Source organism: Paenibacillus sp. 2TAF8 (assembly GCF_052114825.1).
Lineage (GTDB): Bacteria > Bacillota > Bacilli > Paenibacillales > Paenibacillaceae > Paenibacillus.
In genome coordinates this window covers 42,927-56,013 of record NZ_JBFRFN010000031.1, presented here as the reverse complement: position 1 = coordinate 56,013, position 13,087 = coordinate 42,927, and the positions used below count along the sequence as shown (strand labels likewise).

The 13,087-nt window shown below is 46.2% G+C and carries 15 protein-coding genes and 1 other annotated feature; of the genes, 14 read left to right on the top strand and 1 reads right to left on the bottom strand.

Features of this window, described 5'->3' with window-relative positions; all coding sequences use genetic code 11:
* From AB4Z30_RS27745 to AB4Z30_RS27705, 9 genes are all read left to right on the top strand, one after another.
* Window positions 1-194, top strand: a 194-nt coding sequence (locus AB4Z30_RS27745; RefSeq protein ID WP_441930792.1) for a hypothetical protein, incomplete at its 5' end; no start/stop codon positions are given.
* Between the two features lie 147 nt (window positions 195-341).
* Window positions 342-755 carry a RicAFT regulatory complex protein RicA family protein gene (locus AB4Z30_RS27740; RefSeq protein WP_441930796.1) on the top strand — a complete coding sequence of 138 codons (414 nt, stop codon included), beginning with the start codon at window positions 342-344 and terminating at the stop codon, window positions 753-755.
* 264 nt (window positions 756-1,019) lie between these two features.
* Complete coding sequence (locus AB4Z30_RS27735; RefSeq protein ID WP_441930790.1) at window positions 1,020-1,424, top strand: PaaI family thioesterase; 405 nt, start codon at window positions 1,020-1,022, stop codon at window positions 1,422-1,424.
* Between the two features lie 84 nt (window positions 1,425-1,508).
* The gene (locus tag AB4Z30_RS27730) at window positions 1,509-2,318 is read left to right on the top strand and encodes an NUDIX hydrolase (RefSeq protein ID WP_441930788.1); all 810 of its coding nucleotides are present in this window, start codon (window positions 1,509-1,511) and stop codon (window positions 2,316-2,318) included.
* A gap of 46 nt (window positions 2,319-2,364) precedes the next feature.
* Complete coding sequence (locus AB4Z30_RS27725; RefSeq protein ID WP_441930786.1) at window positions 2,365-2,922, top strand: cysteine hydrolase family protein; 558 nt, start codon at window positions 2,365-2,367, stop codon at window positions 2,920-2,922.
* A 91-nt stretch (window positions 2,923-3,013) separates the two neighbouring features.
* Window positions 3,014-4,468, top strand: a complete 1,455-nt coding sequence (locus AB4Z30_RS27720) for a nicotinate phosphoribosyltransferase (protein ID WP_441930784.1) — start codon at window positions 3,014-3,016, stop codon at window positions 4,466-4,468.
* Between the two features lie 408 nt (window positions 4,469-4,876).
* A complete protein-coding gene (locus AB4Z30_RS27715; protein WP_441930782.1) occupies window positions 4,877-5,524 on the top strand; it encodes a hypothetical protein in 648 nt (215 codons plus the stop codon).
* A 13-nt stretch (window positions 5,525-5,537) separates the two neighbouring features.
* Window positions 5,538-6,545, top strand: a complete 1,008-nt coding sequence (locus AB4Z30_RS27710; RefSeq protein ID WP_441930780.1) for an oxidoreductase — start codon at window positions 5,538-5,540, stop codon at window positions 6,543-6,545.
* Window positions 6,546-6,633: 88 nt separating this feature from the next.
* Window positions 6,634-7,221, top strand: a complete 588-nt coding sequence (locus tag AB4Z30_RS27705; RefSeq protein WP_441930778.1) for a hypothetical protein — start codon at window positions 6,634-6,636, stop codon at window positions 7,219-7,221.
* Window positions 7,222-7,318: 97 nt separating this feature from the next.
* On the opposite strand, the gene AB4Z30_RS27700 is transcribed toward AB4Z30_RS27705, so the two are convergent.
* Complete coding sequence (locus AB4Z30_RS27700) at window positions 7,319-7,837, bottom strand: MogA/MoaB family molybdenum cofactor biosynthesis protein (protein WP_441930776.1); 519 nt, start codon at window positions 7,835-7,837, stop codon at window positions 7,319-7,321.
* A 148-nt stretch (window positions 7,838-7,985) separates the two neighbouring features.
* Between AB4Z30_RS27700 and AB4Z30_RS27695 the strand changes: the two genes are divergently transcribed.
* The 5 genes from AB4Z30_RS27695 (at window position 7,986) to AB4Z30_RS27675 (ending at window position 12,976) form a co-directional block, all read left to right on the top strand.
* A complete protein-coding gene (locus AB4Z30_RS27695; protein WP_441930774.1) occupies window positions 7,986-9,062 on the top strand; it encodes a CobW family GTP-binding protein in 1,077 nt (358 codons plus the stop codon).
* Between the two features lie 72 nt (window positions 9,063-9,134).
* Window positions 9,135-9,470, top strand: a complete 336-nt coding sequence (locus AB4Z30_RS27690; protein WP_441930772.1) for a four-helix bundle copper-binding protein — start codon at window positions 9,135-9,137, stop codon at window positions 9,468-9,470.
* A gap of 80 nt (window positions 9,471-9,550) precedes the next feature.
* Window positions 9,551-9,842, top strand: a binding site (T-box leader).
* 64 nt (window positions 9,843-9,906) lie between these two features.
* Complete coding sequence (argS, locus tag AB4Z30_RS27685; protein ID WP_441930770.1) at window positions 9,907-11,634, top strand: arginine--tRNA ligase; 1,728 nt, start codon at window positions 9,907-9,909, stop codon at window positions 11,632-11,634.
* 167 nt (window positions 11,635-11,801) lie between these two features.
* A complete protein-coding gene (locus AB4Z30_RS27680; protein ID WP_441930769.1) occupies window positions 11,802-12,347 on the top strand; it encodes a hypothetical protein in 546 nt (181 codons plus the stop codon).
* The gene (locus tag AB4Z30_RS27675) at window positions 12,344-12,976 is read left to right on the top strand and encodes a YdcF family protein (RefSeq protein WP_441930767.1); all 633 of its coding nucleotides are present in this window, start codon (window positions 12,344-12,346) and stop codon (window positions 12,974-12,976) included. The genes AB4Z30_RS27680 and AB4Z30_RS27675 overlap by 4 nt, the downstream gene beginning before the upstream one ends.
* The last annotated feature ends 111 nt before the right edge of the window (window positions 12,977-13,087 follow it).

Below are 13,087 nucleotides of genomic sequence, written 5' to 3'. Positions count from 1 at the left end.
CGAACACGGAGCGTCCACTCAAGCCTTACTATTACAACAACTCACCTAACAAGATGAGGTTTCAGGTTCATTATCAGGTTTGGATATCTGCTCACGTAGCGAAGGGGACGGAATCGATTCTGAAGAAGCGAAGCGCTCGCCTTTATCGCTGGATTTTCCCCTCTGAGAAGGGGATCAAAAAAATCCAGAGATAACAGCGATCGAAAGAACGATCCGAACCCGGAGCGTCCACTCGAGCAGAAGTCCTAGCGATTATTGAAACGCGATCTCATCTTATATCATCTCATACGAATGGAGCGATCACAGTGGCGCAGGAAGAAGTGCAGTACAACCATTACGGAATGCCAACCTACGATACGCGCAATCTGATCATACGCGACGACATTATGGGAAAGGCCAAAGAACTGGCAGATATGCTCGGTACGAGCGAAGAAGTGAAACAGTTTCAACAGGCGGAAGCCAAGATCCGAGATCATGAGCGCATTCAGCAGTTGATTGCAACGATCAAGAAGAAGCAGAAGGAAATCGTTGCTTTTGAAAGCTTTAACAATAGCGCAATGGTCAGTAAAATTGAACAGGAAATTGATGATTTGCAAAACGAACTGGACAGTATTCCACTCGTAACGGAGTTCCAGCAGAGTCAAAGTGACATCAATTATCTGCTTCAACTGGTCATATCGGTTATTCGGGATACAGTATCCGACAAAGTCAATGTCGAAGCAGGAACGGATTCACCTCCGACCAGCTGTGGTTAAATGAACGGAAGGGTGCGGACGCAGTCCGCGCCTTTTTTGACATGATGGGGACATACCGAATGGAGCGGCAAGTGCCTGACTCATGAAAAACATGTTATAGGCCGTGCTCCACGATGTGGGGTTATTTGGTTTGGGTAGCCCAGGTAAGTGTGCGAGCATACAATAATATGTGAAAACAATAGGTGAAAACGTTAAAAATGTATTAATGATAAACGACATCCAGAGTGAGTTAGACAACGGGTAGAATAGAAGGAGAAATGAAACATGAGTATATTGGACAAAATGGTGGAAGACGGCGATGGCCGGTTCTGGGGATTTCTCGGATGCCGCTATTTGAAGGGCAGCAATCAAGAAGTTCAAATTGCGCTGACAGCGGGTGAACACCATACCAACTCGATGGGCATCATTCATGGCGGTGTGCTTACATCACTGATGGATCAGGCGATGGGCATGGTCGCGGCAGCTGCGATGGAGGTTGATAGTTGTGTCACCACAAACCTGAATGTGCATTTTCTTGCGCCAATGAGACAAGGTGAACTAGTTGTAACGTCTACTGTGCTTCATCAGGCCGGACGTAGCATCACAACCCAGGCCGAGGTTCGCGACGCAGCGGGAACACTGGGATGTATGGCTACAGCTACATTCCGCATGGTGAAATCGAGAGCTTGAAGATAAGAACTGGAATCCACAGTTGACAAAAGAGATTATTATGTCATAATGAGATTATCAAAATGAATTTAGTCGGTGGTGCCCATGAGCGAAAATAACAAACACATTAACATTGAACCAGCGAACGATGAACTGGAAGCACGTAATTATAGTTCCAAGAAATATCGTACCCCGGACGGGGTCCCTGCGGATATCGTCATGTTCACCCTGACGAAACGTGAACGCAAAACGGTAACGAAAACTCTCCCAATTCGAGAGTTGAAGGTCATGTTAATTAAACGCAAAGGTTGGCCGTTTGCCGGAAGATGGGCGTTGCCTGGTGGATTTTGTCAAGAAAATGAGTCCATTTATGGTGCAGCGAAGCGCGAATTAATGGAGGAGACCGGTGTAGATGGTGGACATCTGGAATATCTGAACGTTTATAGTCAGCCGGGACGTGACCCGAGGGGATGGATTATCTCTCACGCTTTCTTTGCACTTGTTGAGGAGTGGATGCTTGAACACAGACAGGCAGCTGATGATGCTGAGGATGTGGGATTGTTTACGATCAAGGAAGCACTGGAAGAGCTTGAACTGGCCTTTGATCACAGAACGATCATTGAAGATGCATACAGACGAATCCAGCAGCAGATGCTGGAGACTACGATTGCCAGACAGTTTCTCCCGCGTGACTTTACGTTAAGTGAATTATATCAGGTTATCCAGAGTGTTGTGCCCGATTTCGAAGAGCCTAATTTTATTCGTAAAATAACATCTACACGCAGCCGTAAAGGGATTGTCGAAGAAGTGCGTGACGATGAAGGCAACCTGGTTAGCTCGAATCAGTATTCTCAGCGTCCAGCTCAGCTTTACCGATTCACTGAGCTTGTGCCTCGTTTATCGATTTATACGTAAGCAAACGGAAGATGCATTCAACCATATCCAAAAGGGAGTGTGGACGATGAAAGCATTGATTGTGATTGATTTTACACGGGATTTTGTTACAGGGGCTTTGCCTGTAGGTCAGCCAGCTGTGGAGATCCAAGAAACGATAGCGGCAATTACGGAAGCGTATCTCCATAACAAGGATGAAGTGATCATGGCGGTAGACCTGCATGAAGAAAATGATCCTTACCATCCGGAAACAGTACTTTTTCCACCTCATAACATTCGTGGGACAGAGGGAAGAGAACTATACGGTCGTCTGGCTGAGGTGATGGAGAAACGTGCAAACGAAATTCGGTGGATGGATAAAACCAGATATAGCGCATTCTGCGGCACAGACCTGGAACTGAAGCTGCGTGAACGAGGTATAACAGATATCGCACTGATCGGCGTATGTACAGATATATGTGTATTGCATACCGCTGTGGACGCGTATAACAAAGGATTCCATATTACGATCTATGAGGATGCTGTTGCAAGCTTTAACCCCGCAGGCCATGATTGGGCGCTTGGACATTTCCGTTCCAGCATGGGTGCACAGGTGCTTAAGGCAAGTGAAACGATTTTGGCCTGATTCGTCACGAAGTATTGCGGTGAATCAGCTTTAAGCCCGTTTTTCAGGTATGGATCTGAGAAGCGAGCGGAAGTCAGAGAGGATGAGACAAATGCAGACAACAAGCCTGGCTTTACATACGGATAAATATCAGATCAACATGATGTATGCGCACTGGGTGAATGGTACACACAAACGGAAGGCAGTATTTGAAGCCTACTTCCGTAAGCTTCCTTTTGGCAACGGTTATGCCGTATTTGCCGGATTGGAGCGCATTGTGAATTATATTAGCCAGCTCCGTTTCACCATGGAAGATATCAAGTTTTTATCCAAACAACCAGAGAATTATGATCCGGTCTTTCTGGAAGAATTGCTTCAGTTCTCTTTTCAGGGAACGATTCATTCCATGAAGGAGGGTGCAATTGTTTTTCCTGACGAACCGCTCATTCGGGTAGAAGGCTGTATTCTGGAAACGCAGTTGGTGGAAACAGCGATACTTAACTTCATGAATTATCAAACACTGATTGCAACGAAGGCTTCTCGTATTAAACAGGTGGCGCAGCAGGATACACTGCTTGAGTTCGGAACACGTCGTGCACAAGAAGCAGATGCTGCAATTTGGGGTGCTCGTGCTTCGTATGTCGCCGGTTTCCATGCCACATCCAATATGCTGGCTGGTGAACAGTTTGGCATTCCGACAGCCGGCACACATGCACATTCCTGGGTGCAGAGCTTTATGACGGAGCAGGAGGCGTTTGATGCCTACGCAAGAGTGCTGCCAGATCAGGTGACACTGCTGGTGGATACGTTTGATACGCTGAATAGCGGCGTTCCTCATGCGATCAAAACGGCCAAATGGCTGGAGAGTCAAGGCAAAAAGATGAATGCCATTCGCCTCGATAGCGGCGATCTTGCCTATCTTTCCATCCAGGCACGTCAGATGTTGGATGAAGCTGGACTGCATTATGTGAAAATCGTAGCTTCGAATGATCTTGATGAAAATACGATTTTTAACTTGAAAGCTCAAGGTGCACGGATCGACACATGGGGTGTCGGTACACAGTTAATTACGGCGTCAGATCAGCCTTCTCTGGGCGGTGTTTACAAACTGGTAGAGCGTGAAGTGAACGGAGAAATGTTGCCAACGCTTAAAATATCTGCCAATCCCGAGAAAGTGTCTACACCGGGTAAAAAAGAAGTGTTTCGGATCATTGATCCGAAACATGGTAAAGCCATTGCGGACTACATCTGCTATCCGGATGAGGAGCAACCGCTTCAGGGAGGGCCGCTCAAGCTGTTCAACCCGCTACATCCTTATCTGAAAAAGACGGTGACTCGCTATGAGGCAGTGAATATGCTGGAGCCGATTTTTGTAAATGGACGTAAGGTGTATGATCTGCCTACCCTGGATGAAATACGTGCGTACCACAAGGAGCAGTTGAACCTCTTCTGGCCTGAATACCAGCGGAAGCTGAATCCAGAGATTTACCGTGTGAATATCAGCCCCGCGGCTTGGAATATGAAGCAGAAGCTGATAGCGGAGCATGTAAAATCGACGGAAGAGTAACATTTCGTAAACAATATGCGAGAATGAAGGAGGCATAAGTGGTAGAAATACCGGCTTATGCCTTTTTGATATGATGAAACATGGATGATGATCCCAGCTAACATGTGTGCAGCTTCATAGAAGTATACCGGAGGAAGATGTACACTCACTTGATAAGCTATACTAGTGAAGTGACTCTCGTAAAGTGACTCTTGTAGAGCATCCATTGCATCTCCAGCGCCAAGCATTGCTCTAAGTAAGGTAAACAAAATTATTTCTCGGGAAAGCGCAGGAAACGTCAAATCCCGCCATGTTCTTAGAGTAGCTTCGACAGAAGAAAATGCCTTTTGGAACAAGAAGCGAGGCGTGAAAATGGTTCTGTTTCAAACTCATGTCGACAGGGGATGAAAGGTAGAGGAGGGTTGCCTGATGAAATATGTGCTTGGACTACTGTGGGTTGCATTTATAGCTTACGCTTTATTTATGGCGCCGGGAAATTCCCCTGGGAATGATCCTATATTTAAAGAATTGCTTACATTCCAAAGCGAGGAGCCTTGGCTGCTTACGGTGTTTTCGTGGCTGGGTATTTTCCCGGCAGTGTATGCCTGCATTTTACTACGAAAATCAATAAGAGTACGTGAGGATCGGCGTGTACCTGCATGGCCGTTCGTCTTGTTTTCTTTTGGGCTGGGTGCATTTGCATTATTGCCGTACTATGCACTGAGTTCTCCTTTTCAAAAAGGAGTATCATCTGATCATTGGCCATCTGCTGAACGTCCGAAATCTGGCATTTCGCGAGTGGCATCGCATAAGCTGACCCATCTGATCTTGCTAATCTTAACATTAGGATCGGCATGTTATGCAATGATACAGGGAAACCCAGAACGTTTAGCAGAAGCGTTCAATCAATCCTCGTTTGTACATATCATGACAATCGACTTTGGTGTACTAACTTTGCTGTCCACGATGGCAATCTCCAGGGATGCCAGAGTGAACGGGCGGACAACTTACTGGGCATGGGCAGGATTACTGCCGATCGCAGGACCATTATTATATCTGCTCACGGAACGAAAATAAGGAGATGATACCGATGAAAGAACAGTTTCAAGCTTATGTAATACGCAAGGATGATCAAAAGGGAGTAACTGCTGGTATAGAACAACTGAAAAAGGAAGACCTTCCGAACGGTGATGTGACAGTACAAGTACACTATTCCAGTGTGAATTATAAAGATGGACTTGCTTCAAAAGAGAGCGGAGGCGTAGTTCGGAATTATCCGATGGTGCCTGGTATTGATTTGGCTGGAACGGTGGAGGAATCGGTGAGTGGGCGCTTCGCACCTGGGGATCGGGTAATCAGCACTGGATTCGAATCCGGCGTTTCTCATTATGGGGGATATAGTGAGTATGCTCGTTTGCGGAGTGAGTGGCTGGTACCTTTGCCGCAAGGACTAAGCGAAAAGGAAGCGATGGCAATTGGTACAGCGGGATTCACAGCTGCGCTTTCAGTGGACGCATTATTAAACGCCGGTGTGACCCCCGAAATGGGTAAAATTCTAGTTACGGGTGCCACTGGAGGCGTTGGCAGTATGGCGATTGCCATCCTTGCCAAGCTTGGCTTTGAAGTGACAGCGAGCACCGGGAAAAAGCAGCAGGAAGAGGCACTGCTACGCAGCTTGGGAGCCGCCGAAGTGATTTCGCGTGAACAAGCGGACGCTCCGATCAAGGGAACCATGGCTAAACAGCAATGGGCAGGAATTGTTGATCCAACAGCGGGGCCGGCACTGGGCCAGCGGTTGAAGCAGGTACAATATGGCGGAGCAGTTGCCGTGTCAGGGTTAACTGGAGGCAATAGTTTTGAATCGACGGTATATCCATTTATTTTGCGTGGTATCCAGCTGATTGGGATTGATTCGGTATATTGTCCCATGGAACGTCGAGAACACATCTGGAGAAAGCTGGGCGGGGAATGGAAACCGGAGCGAGCACTCACACTGGGTATTCAGGAGAATACACTAGAGCAGCTGCCCCATACGTTAGAAAAAATATTACAGGGTGGTGCAGTCGGACGCACCGTTGTACGTATTCTGTCTGAATAATGTTTGGAATAAAATGTTTATCGCTTAGACATGCTAATTCTACCTGAGAGAGTCACCCTGCTGTGGCTCATAGAAAGGAAGGTTAGACATGTTGCTTAATGGGAAAAATTGGAATCCGGCGGGTCGGAAAGTAAAACGCATTGTTATGGTAAGTAGCGTGCTGCTTCTAAGTGTGGTATCTTTGGAAGCTTGTATGTCTTCATCGATTGAGCAAGAAAGAAAAGTTTACACACGTGAAGCAACAACGGAAGGCAATTTCAGGGCAAAACAGCAAGGTCACGGGTTGAACGGTAGGTTAGCCAAAAAACTAACAGAAGGTTTTGCTGCCAAACACATAAAGCTGATGAATAATATGTTCGAGGATGAAGGTGATGGCGGCATGTCTTATATGTACTTATTAAATGGTAGTGCAAGGCATATCGTCAAAGTGCACATCTATCGTGATGCGAACATCAGGGCTGCACGAATGGAAGAGATGTATGGCGAGCGCAAAGAGAATGCAGTTCTGGAAAATGCACTGGGCAGAACGACCATTCGCAGTAAAGGACATGTATCATTTGTCTATACGGCTTCTGGTGGAGAGAAGGATGTATATGAGCAGGATGTTATGCAGGTATTCCAGGGTGTGCTTCATCAAATAAGAGAGAATGACATCCTGTCCAATGACATGAAATGAAAATAAAATTAAGTTAACTAAAGTTAAGCTAGTTAATTCCAACTATAAGTCTTGTGTGAGCAAAATAAAGGTGAAATATATAAACCCGTCTGAATGATCAGACGGGTTTATATATTTCACGCATAACATGGCGTAGCTCAGGTAAAATAATGCGTTCCATGGCTAGTTTAACTGCTCCGCGAGAGCCTGGCATCGAAAATACAGCTGTACGTCCGATGGTTCCGGCAACCGCTCGGCTTAGAATGGCTGCTGAACCGATATCCTCGGTATAACTGAGGTAACGGAATATTTCACCAAAACCAGGCAGTTCTTTATCCAGCAGGGAAGAGACGGCTTCATACGTAGTATCCCTGAGAGCGATGCCTGTGCCTCCACTTAGCAGCACAGCTTCGATATCATCCCGAACAACGGCATCTTGCAGAATGCTTTGAATGCGTTCTGTCTCGTCTGGAGTAATCACATACTCCACCACCTGATAGCCAGCTTGGTGCAATAACTCGTGCATGAGCTGACCGCTTGTATCCGTTTCTTTGGTGCGTGTGTCTGAGACAGTAACAATCATACAGGCCACGGTTTGCGGAGCTTCTTGACGGTGCTGCTCAACCGAATTGGTCATTGCAAATCCTCCTTGAATCAACATGTCCTCATAGCATAGACCATTCATGTAAATCCGGCAATGAAGTTTTATTGCACAACAATTGAAGGATAGTGTACACTCGCTAATAGAGTCAGACTAGGATAGTGATTGGCAGAGAGGTGTGTAGATGATGAATAACTACAATGAACAAGGAAAAACCATTCCTGTATATATTTTGTCCGGTTTTTTGGGCAGTGGCAAAACGACATTGCTTGTGAAACTTATTGAATATTGGAAGCAACAGAATCTTCGTCCAGCGGTCGTGATGAATGAACTTGGTGAAGTGAATCTGGATGGTCAGATCGTGGATGAGGAAGTGCCCATGACAGAAATGTTGGGCGGATGCATCTGCTGTACCGTACGGGGGGATCTTGGACTTCAGCTTGCAGATCTTGTTCAGGAAGAGTCGCCTGATGTCATCGTAATCGAGGCGACCGGTGCAGCAAATCCGATGGAGATTTTGGATGCTGTAACGGAAACTTCGTTATATATGCGTTTGGAGCTAAAAAGTCTGATCACTGTAGTGGATGCTGCCCATCTGTCTGGCCTGTATCAGGAGCAAAAGGGTAAAACCTTCAAACTGATGCAAGAACAGATTCGCTGTGCCTCGGTGTTGCTTTTAAATAAAACCGATCGTGTTCAAGCAGAGCAGCTACAGGATTTGGAACAGCTTTTGAACAAATGGAATGGTTTTGCACCGGTAATTCCTACGGTCAAATGCGAAGTGCAAATGGAACATTTACTTCATAGCGGTACTGACGTTCACATTCAGCAGTCAGGTGCAGTAGTTGATGCAGCAGAGTCTCATGTACATACAGATGCATGCCGTACACATGGATGCAATCATGACCATGACCATCATCATGACGATTCAGACAATCATCATGAACACGTATCCAAACCTCACACATCACATGAACATGTTATGGTTTATACGCATTATTTCAGTGAACCCGTGAACAGCGAAGCGTTTGAACAGTTTGTGGCTGCTTTGCCGCGTGACATATACCGCGCGAAAGGAATCCTATCGTTTAGTGATACGGCAAGCCGGTTCTGGTTTCAATATGCCTATCGTGAATCGGATTACATGAAGATTACACCACAAGGTGATGTGCCCAATGTAGCTGTATTTATCGGTGAGCATTTTGATCAAACTACCATTCGTAAACAATTACTGGAATTGGAAGCGGTAGAACAAGACTAGGCTAATGGTTCAAAGTTCCTCCCAGATGGGTATTAAGAAGCATAGCAAACTTTGTCTGGGAGGTAACTTTAAATGACACAACAACAATACCAACAATGTATCGATGCTTGCCTGGAATGCATGAATGCTTGCAACGTATGTTACATATCGAGCCTGAAAGAATATGATCTGGCCATGCTGCGTGACTGTATTCGTCTGAATCGGGAATGTGCTGATATTTGTGCATTTGCTGCACAAGCAATGACACGTGGAAGTGAATTTATCAGTGAAATCTGTGAACTGTGTGTGAAGGCATGTGAAGCCTGTGCAGCGGAATGTGGAAAACATGGGCATGATCATTGTCAAGACTGCGCAGAAGCTTGCCGCAGATGTGCAGAAGCTTGCCGTTTAATGGCGGTGGTTGCTTAATTGATTTGTATCATCAGAGGAAATATCAGGGTTGCCATTCCATACAAGGATATGTATAATGATCTGAAATGATCGAAACAGCAATATCTGTGATCGGGAGAGTAACCCAGATTCAGGCCATGACAGCGAGCCGGGTGAGGTGTAAGCCGGTATGTGATGATCTGTGTGAAGCGCACCCGTGAGATGGTTATCCGAAGCCATGCAAGGTAGCTCTAACCAAGAGTACATTTAATGGATTTGAGGGTAATCCGGCCGCAACCGTTACTTGCACCGAGCGGATCGGTTATATCTGATATGCAACTGATGCATGTTAGTTAACTGTTCACTTAGAGTGGTACCGCGGGAACTGTAAACACAGCTCTCGTCTCTTGTTTGAAGAGACGAGAGCTTTTTTGCGTTTATTTTAGCCATCTAATTAAGAAAAGGAGTGTTTGAAGTGTTAATGAAACTGGCTGCAGCTCAGATTGCCCCTTTGACTGGACTCACACAGGAAGAAGTGTGCAGACTATTGGAAGTTCCACCGCAGGAGGAGATGGGAGATGCCGCATTTCCTTGTTATACACTAGCCAAGTCGCTAAGGAAAGCACCCGCCATTATTGCCAGTGAGATTGCAACTGGATTGCAGGCCACTGGAACGGATGCCACAGCTGCGGGGCCTTATGTGAATATTCGCTTTGATCGATATGCGCTGGCACCCCAATTACTTAAAGAGATAGCTAKCGAAACATTTGGTAAACTGCAACTCGGGCAAGGGGCACGTGTTGTGATTGATATGTCTTCACCTAACATCGCTAAACCTTTTGGTATTGGACATTTGCGTTCGACCGTTATTGGTGCAGCATTGTGTCGTCTTTATAACGAAGCAGGTTATACCTCGATAAGTGTGAATCATCTGGGCGATTGGGGAACTCAGTTTGGCAAGCAAATCGCAGCATATACACGGTGGGGAAATGAAGAAGCATTGCAAGCAGATCCGATACGTAATTCCCTAGAATTGTATGTTCGTTTCCATGATGAAGCAGAGCACGATCCGTCTTTGGAGATTGAAGCGCGGGACTGGTTCCGCAAGTTGGAGCAAGGGGATGAGGAAGCAAAGCGGTTATGGGCATTTTTCGTAAAAGTGAGTATGCAGGAGTTCAACCGGATGTATGAACGCCTGAATGTTGATTTTGACCATACGCTGGGTGAGAGTTTTTATAATGACAAGATGAGTCCCGTTGTTGAGGATCTTCAAGCCAAAGGGCTACTGGAAGAGAGTGATGGTGCTCTTGTGGTAAGGTTGGACGAAGAGAATATGCCGCCATGTCTGATTATTAAAAAAGACGGAACGACGATCTATCCAACCCGGGATTTGGCAACAGCGCTCTATCGGCATGATGTGATGAAGGCAGATCGATTGTTGTACGTTGTTGGCGGGGAGCAAAAGCTTCACTTCAGTCAGGTGTTTACCGTATTGTCAAAGATGGGTTATGGCTGGGCAGCGAATTGTGAGCACATTCCTTTTGGTTTGATGCGATTCGAGGGACGGAAAATGTCCACACGTCGGGGTAAGGTTATATTTCTGCAGGAAGTACTGGATGAAGCCGTCGCTCGTGCCTTGCAAATTATTCAGGAAAAAAATCCGAATCTGGAGCAAGCTGAACAAGTAGCCGAAGCTGTTGGCGTCGGGGCTATTGTATTCGGTGATCTGCGAAACAATCGGATGAATGACATCGATTTTTCACTGGAGGATGCGGTGAGTTTCGAAGGAGAGACTGGCCCTTATGTGCAATATACCTATGCTCGGATTCAAAGTGTGCTTGCCAAAGCTGCCAATGTGTCACGAGAGGAACAGGGAACGGTTCTGGACATGAACGATTCTGCTGCGGAGAGTATGAATAACCAATCAGTAACCGTTGTCGGCGATACGTCATGGGCACTGTTAAAATTACTTGGTGACTATCCGTCTTATCTGGAGAGAGCAGTGCTTCGCAACGAACCTTCGGTCATAGCCAAATATACGATTGATGTTGCTCAAGCCTTTAACCGATTCTATCACGCCGAACGAATTGCGGACGCTCCGGCTGCCATCAAAGCTTTTCGAGTGAAGCTGGCAAAGCACACTGCTAACCGTCTGGCTTTCAACTTGTCTTTACTAGGTGTGCAGGCTCCTGAGCGGATGTGAGCGATGCCCTTGTGTTATTGCCACGGATTCATTTTAGCTGGACACAGCGTAGGATAATCCGAAGTTAGACGCTTCCTTTTCCGGCAACTTGAATGTTGTTTGCAGTTTGGTTACGATAGAGGCAGAATAAACAGCCAAGATGCACGGATGGAAAGGAGCGCTCGCACATGCATAACACGGATTTCCAGAATGATTTCATGCTGGACAGCGAACACTCCAAGGAACTGTTTGCCTATTACGGTTTGGCCGTATATTATGGACAGGCGCTGGAACAGCAACTGGTTAATCTTATTTTGTTAACTAAAATGTCACAGGGCAAAGTCGTGTCCGAGGAAGAGCTGGAGGAGTTATACGAGCGAAAAATGAGCAGTTCACTCGGTCAGCTTATTCATGAGGCACGCCACCATTTTACGTTTTCAGAAGAAGAAACGAACCAATTAAATGAATTATGGCAGCAGCGAAATCGGATCGTGCATCATTATTTCAAGGAACGTATTCATGAAACGTTCAGTCCGGAAGGGCGAACTCGTATGATTAAGGAATTGAATGATTTCAAAGAACGTGCACAAGAACTGGAGATGACACTCCAGCAATATATAACTGCTTGGATCGCAGCATTGGGATTAAATGATGAGTCGGCGGCAGCATGGGCTGCTTTGGAACGAATGCATGCTGCAAGTTTCGAGGAACAGAGACTAGATGAGGAAGCATGAGCACCAGTCATTCAGTCCAACGCAGACCCAAACATCGAGCGAAACGCCGGGTATTTCTGTTTATCTCATTCTTACTCGTAGCCCTATTCATTTGGGCAGGTGTCACAGCCGGAGGCATTCTTTCGGAGATGAATACAAACTCACTTAGGTTATCCGATGCAGCAATTGTGTTGGGGGCAGCGGTACAAGGGGAGAATCCTTCACCGGTATTCCGTGAACGAATCGAACAAGCGATACGGCTGTACAAGGCCGGTACGGTGCGTAATCTCATTTTTACAGGAGGTTCCAGTCTTGAAGGTGTTCCAACGGAAGCCTGGGTTGGGCGCAAGTATGCTCTTGCCCATGGCGTAAGACCAGAGCACATCCAGGTGGAGATGAAATCGGTAATTACACAAGAGAATTTGGTATATTCGCTGGAAGTAGGTAGAAGGGAAGGATATCGGACCTACACCATTGTTAGCGATCCTCTGCACATGAAACGGTCGATGAAAATGGCAACTGAACTTGGTATGGATGCCGTCCCATCACCGACACAAACAACTGCCTATCAGAGCTGGAGCACTCAAATTCCATTCCTTGCCCGAGAAACAGTCATGTATATGGGGTATACACTGAAAGGATGGAATTAAATGTAGTGAATAAATCCAAACTATAACAAAACCCGCTCTGTACAGTAACCAGAAGGCTACTGTACAGAGCGGGTTATATATGTTGAATACGTCACTAAAACTGTTGCATAA

What these genes read in the sequence shown, in the direction of transcription:
- AB4Z30_RS27710 (WP_441930780.1), top strand. Translation starts at nt 5,538, where the DNA reads ATGAAAGAACAGTTTCAAGCTTATGTAATACGCAAGGATGATCAAAAG.
- AB4Z30_RS27690 (WP_441930772.1), top strand. Translation starts at nt 9,135, where the DNA reads ATGACACAACAACAATACCAACAATGTATCGATGCTTGCCTGGAATGC.
- AB4Z30_RS27735 (WP_441930790.1), top strand. Translation starts at nt 1,020, where the DNA reads ATGAGTATATTGGACAAAATGGTGGAAGACGGCGATGGCCGGTTCTGG.
- AB4Z30_RS27720 (WP_441930784.1), top strand. Translation starts at nt 3,014, where the DNA reads ATGCAGACAACAAGCCTGGCTTTACATACGGATAAATATCAGATCAAC.
- AB4Z30_RS27680 (WP_441930769.1), top strand. Translation starts at nt 11,802, where the DNA reads ATGCATAACACGGATTTCCAGAATGATTTCATGCTGGACAGCGAACAC.
- AB4Z30_RS27700 (WP_441930776.1), bottom strand. Translation starts at nt 7,837, where the DNA reads ATGACCAATTCGGTTGAGCAGCACCGTCAAGAAGCTCCGCAAACCGTG.
- AB4Z30_RS27715 (WP_441930782.1), top strand. Translation starts at nt 4,877, where the DNA reads ATGAAATATGTGCTTGGACTACTGTGGGTTGCATTTATAGCTTACGCT.
- AB4Z30_RS27725 (WP_441930786.1), top strand. Translation starts at nt 2,365, where the DNA reads ATGAAAGCATTGATTGTGATTGATTTTACACGGGATTTTGTTACAGGG.
- AB4Z30_RS27675 (WP_441930767.1), top strand. Translation starts at nt 12,344, where the DNA reads ATGAGCACCAGTCATTCAGTCCAACGCAGACCCAAACATCGAGCGAAA.
- AB4Z30_RS27705 (WP_441930778.1), top strand. Translation starts at nt 6,634, where the DNA reads ATGTTGCTTAATGGGAAAAATTGGAATCCGGCGGGTCGGAAAGTAAAA.
- AB4Z30_RS27695 (WP_441930774.1), top strand. Translation starts at nt 7,986, where the DNA reads ATGATGAATAACTACAATGAACAAGGAAAAACCATTCCTGTATATATT.
- AB4Z30_RS27740 (WP_441930796.1), top strand. Translation starts at nt 342, where the DNA reads ATGCCAACCTACGATACGCGCAATCTGATCATACGCGACGACATTATG.
- AB4Z30_RS27730 (WP_441930788.1), top strand. Translation starts at nt 1,509, where the DNA reads ATGAGCGAAAATAACAAACACATTAACATTGAACCAGCGAACGATGAA.